This is a genomic window from Limosilactobacillus gastricus PS3, from assembly GCF_000247775.1.
GTDB classification, from domain to species: domain Bacteria; phylum Bacillota; class Bacilli; order Lactobacillales; family Lactobacillaceae; genus Limosilactobacillus; species Limosilactobacillus gastricus_A.
Map to the genome: position 1 here is coordinate 1 of NZ_AICN01000022.1, position 4,066 is coordinate 4,066.

Below are 4,066 nucleotides of genomic sequence, written 5' to 3' on the forward strand. Positions count from 1 at the left end.
ATTGACAGATACCATCCATAATGATTATTTGATTCCCTACCACACTTAAATTATAATTAATTTGTAAATTGTTTCACAATTAAGGAGGACCATATTATGGTTATTGGATTTGCATCACCTTCAACCTATATTCAAGGCAAAAACGTGATTTTAGATAGCGACAAATATTTACAAGCTTTTGGTAAACATCCACTATTACTTGCTGGATCTACCGCCTACCGCATTATTGGTCAAGACTTTGAAGAATATCTTCAAGCTCACGATTACACAGTAACTTACGCACCTTTCAATGGCGAATCATCCGACCAAGAAGTCGATCGCGTTGCCAAGATTGGCCATGACCATCAGGTTAGTGTTGTTTATGGACTTGGTGGTGGTAAAACCGTTGATACTGCCAAGGCTGTCGCTGATAAATTAGATTTACCAGTAGTAATCATCCCAACTTTAGCTTCTAATGATGCCCCATGTTCGCGATTATCGGTTATCTATACCGAAGATGGAAACTTTGACCATTATCTCTTTTACAAGAAAAATCCTGACCTGGTTCTCGTTGATACTCAAGTAATTGCTAACGGACCCGTTCGAATGTTAATTTCAGGAATTGCGGACGCCTTAGCAACTAATGTTGAAGCTGAAGCCGTGGCTCAAGCAAATGCGGATACAATGTTAGATCAAAAGCAGTCTTTAGTCGGTTCAGCAATTGGTCACCAATGTGAGGCTACTCTCTTTAATTACAGTCACGAAGCGATCGCGGCAGCTGAATCCCACGCAGTGACTAAGGCTTTAGAAAATATCATCGAAGCGAACACCTTAATGAGCGGACTAGGCTTTGAAAGTGGTGGTTTATCTGGTGCCCACTCCATTCATGATGGATTAACTACTTTAAGTCAAACTCACGAACTTACCCATGGGGAAAAAGTTGCATATGGGACCTTAACCCAACTAATGCTAGAAGGTGCCGATCAAGTCCGCTATGAAAAATATTATCGTTTTATCAAATCTTTAGGATTACCAACCACTTTAGCTGATTTGAATTTATCCAATGTAACAGATGAAGAACTACTAGAAGCTGGTAAGGCCGCTTGTTCTGAAAACGACACCATGGATCGGTTACCATTTGAAGTCACTCCTTCTGATGTGGTCGATGCATTGAAGGCTGTGGATGCTTATAGCAAAGCAAATGCTTAATCTATTTCCCGACAACCAGAATGCCTAACTAATCGTTGTAAGTCTTTAGCATTGAGTTCCTCCCCATATAAGAATTGATGGGCATCTTGAACCATTAATTCTAATTGGCGTTGATGCACCAATTGGGCTTGGTATTGACTGACATGGAATTCTTGCGGGGTCATGTGATTGGGCAAGTAATGTTGACTAACTTGATCATAGGTATTAACGGTCTGCATCAAATGCGCTACTTCATTGGCCCGCAAGCGGAGCCGTTTGGCCTTTTGGTAGTTTGCATCAATTATGTACTGATGATCACCAAAATCGAGCAGGGTTTGATCATGATAATTTCTAAGGCCTTTAATCAAATGCCCCGCATACAAGCAGAGCTGTGGTGATGATAAGCCACAAATAGGTACCAGCTGCTTAATCCCCAAATTTAAGCCAACTGTTAATGATTTTAAGTTACGTTGTTCTTTAATCACTGAACACGCTGCTCGCATCATCAGATCAACGGTCCAAAATTGCCGTCGTAATTGCTCTAAAATGACTAAAACCGATGATTTTAACCGCCAAACTTCATGCTCGGTTGTGATTAAAAAGCTTTCTTCCCCATTCCGTAACAGAATTAATATTTCATCGAACTGGACCGCCCGATTTAATGTTGGGTGGTCCTTTTGCATTAGGACCTTTATATTTTCCATGCTTTCTTCCTCCCTTGAGAATTAAAAATAATAGTTTTTGGCTAAAATTCGCTCCCAGATAGTTAAAAGTCCAGAAAACCGGGTTATTTAGGGCCGCGAACTATGATTTTATCAAAATTAATCGTTCTTTACGAGTATTAATTCGTAATAATTACTATTATCTTTAATATGACTCTTGGCCAGGAGAATATTAAAATTTTGAGGAATATTATTATGATAAATCGAACGATGCGAGATGGCTTTCTGCATTTAACCCTTCATCACAATGACCGCTTAATTAAAATCAGCTTACATAAGCTCCATATCCATCCTGATCATCGTCAATATGATGATCTCTATCAAGAAGGTTGCCTAGCCTATGCCAAAGCTTATGTTTCTTTTGACGGTGATCCGGAAACATATGCGGACTTGGATTGGTTTCAAGCCTATGCCTATCGGCGCATTTATTGGCGGCTGCTGGATTTGTTAAAGCATTCTTGGAACTATGTCCAGGCTCAGGAAATATCCGCTGATCAAAGCCAAGCGACCAATTTAGCCTTACAATCTCAAGCTGATCCCTCCGCCAGCCAGGCACTACAAAAAGCAGACCTGGAGCATGCTCTGCGTTATATCCGTGCACACAGTACGCCCCTCCAGAATCAGTACTTATCGTTAGTATTAGATTCTGATTTAACTAATGCGGAAATCGCACGAATTCTTGGAATTTCTCGGCAATCCGTCTATGAATTACGGCGACGAGTCCAAGAAGTTGTAAAGAGATACCTATAACAAAAGGATGTGACCAGAATTATTCCGGTCACATCCTTTTAGTCTTCCAGCGCCACTTGAGCAACTTGCCGTACTAGATCTAATTTTTGCCATTGAATTTCTTCAGAGATCAAATTACCCTCCGCCGTCGACGCAAAGCCACATTGGGTTGCCACGCATAGTTGGTCTTTAGAAACGAATTGGCGGGCTCGTTTTACCCGGTCCACCAAGGTCGTCAAGTCTTCTAATTCATTCGTCCGCGTATTAACCACACCCAAGACAACCTTTTGCCCTTGCAGCTTTTTCAGTAATTCAAAGTTACAATATTTTTCATCATCAAATTCCATAAAGAAGCCGCTATAAGGTAATTGAAAGATCGTATCGACGAGGTCATCATAGGTCGTATCATAAAACTTCTTCGACCGTAAATTACCTTGGCAGATGTGCAAAGTAATATCCATATCGGCCGGCTTGGCTGCCAGGATAGCTTGTGAGGTTTGGTAAAAGGTGTCACGGACCTCATCCACATCAAAACCCGCTGCCACAATTTTGGCTTTAAAGTTATCATCACATAAAGATACCCAGATCGGATCATCCAATTGCAGATATCGGCAACCCGCATCATAAAAGGATTTGATGGCATCTTGATAAACCTGAACAAAATCTTGGGCAAGCCGTTTAAAATCCTTGCCATAGTAATTAGCTTGATCAGTCGTAATGGTATCGATTAGCACCATATTGGGTCCTGGGATATCTAATTTAGTCATTACACCGTACTGATCGGCTTCTGCTTTAGCGAATTTAAAATGATCGATAAATGGGTGATTGGGGTTCCAACTGATCGGCCCTTCAATTGTCGTTGACCCCACTAGAGTATCCTCACCAAAGAGATTCATGGTATAAGTCGAAAGTTTCACCCCATTCAAAGCGCCCAGAAAGTCCGAATGATACCAGCCACGCCGAAACTCACCATCCGTCACCACGGGATAACCGTGGTCAACGAGTTGTTTGATCAATTGCCGAATTGACTCGTCCTCAATTGCTTTTAGTTGGTCTGCACTTAGCTCTCCTGCCCGCACTTGTTCGCGAGCTTCCTTTAACTTAGTTGGTCGTAAAAAGCTGCCAATAATATCATATTTAAACGGTGCTTGTCCCATCATATCCTCCTTACAAAAAGTCCCCGAGGAAGTACATTACTCCATCGGGGGCAAACAACAAATCTGACGATTAAAATCTTGTAATTATTTTCTAATCATAATATCAAGCAGTCGTTTAGATGTCAATTAGATCCGTAAATTATTTAATGATATGTCTTCTTCGAACAATTGTTCTTTAATATAATATTGAAGCAAGCTCGTTTAGAGCGGTGGTTGCCCCTGAAAGGAGTCCAATTATGGAACAAATTTTAGAAAGTCGACCATTTCATTATGAGCATTTTCGAAGCGCTC

General features: G+C 40.9%; 4 protein-coding genes. 2 read left to right on the forward strand and 2 right to left on the reverse strand.

Features of this window, described 5'->3' with window-relative positions:
• Positions 1–96: 96 nt before the first annotated feature.
• Positions 97–1,188, forward strand: coding sequence for a glycerol dehydrogenase (locus tag PS3_RS02560; RefSeq protein WP_007121957.1), 1,092 nt, complete (start codon positions 97–99; stop codon positions 1,186–1,188).
• On the opposite strand, the gene PS3_RS02565 is transcribed toward PS3_RS02560, so the two are convergent.
• Entirely contained in the window at positions 1,185–1,871 is a 687-nt protein-coding gene (locus tag PS3_RS02565) for a hypothetical protein (protein WP_040467948.1), read from the reverse strand. The genes PS3_RS02560 and PS3_RS02565 overlap by 4 nt on opposite strands.
• A 213-nt stretch (positions 1,872–2,084) precedes the next feature.
• Here PS3_RS02565 and PS3_RS02570 point away from each other — a divergent pair, with 213 nt between their 5' ends.
• Positions 2,085–2,639 (forward strand): sigma-70 family RNA polymerase sigma factor, encoded by a 555-nt coding sequence (locus tag PS3_RS02570; protein ID WP_176662243.1) that lies wholly within the window; start codon positions 2,085–2,087, stop codon positions 2,637–2,639.
• Between the two features lie 38 nt (positions 2,640–2,677).
• Here the strand turns inward: PS3_RS02570 and PS3_RS02575 are convergent, their stop codons facing one another.
• Positions 2,678–3,775 (reverse strand): 5-methyltetrahydropteroyltriglutamate--homocysteine S-methyltransferase, encoded by a 1,098-nt coding sequence (locus PS3_RS02575; protein WP_007121959.1) that lies wholly within the window; start codon positions 3,773–3,775, stop codon positions 2,678–2,680.
• Positions 3,776–4,066: the final 291 nt, after the last annotated feature.

What these genes read in the sequence shown, in the direction of transcription:
- PS3_RS02560 (WP_007121957.1), top strand. Translation starts at nt 97, where the DNA reads ATGGTTATTGGATTTGCATCACCTTCAACCTATATTCAAGGCAAAAAC.
- PS3_RS02565 (WP_040467948.1), bottom strand. Translation starts at nt 1,871, where the DNA reads ATGGAAAATATAAAGGTCCTAATGCAAAAGGACCACCCAACATTAAAT.
- PS3_RS02570 (WP_176662243.1), top strand. Translation starts at nt 2,085, where the DNA reads ATGATAAATCGAACGATGCGAGATGGCTTTCTGCATTTAACCCTTCAT.
- PS3_RS02575 (WP_007121959.1), bottom strand. Translation starts at nt 3,775, where the DNA reads ATGGGACAAGCACCGTTTAAATATGATATTATTGGCAGCTTTTTACGA.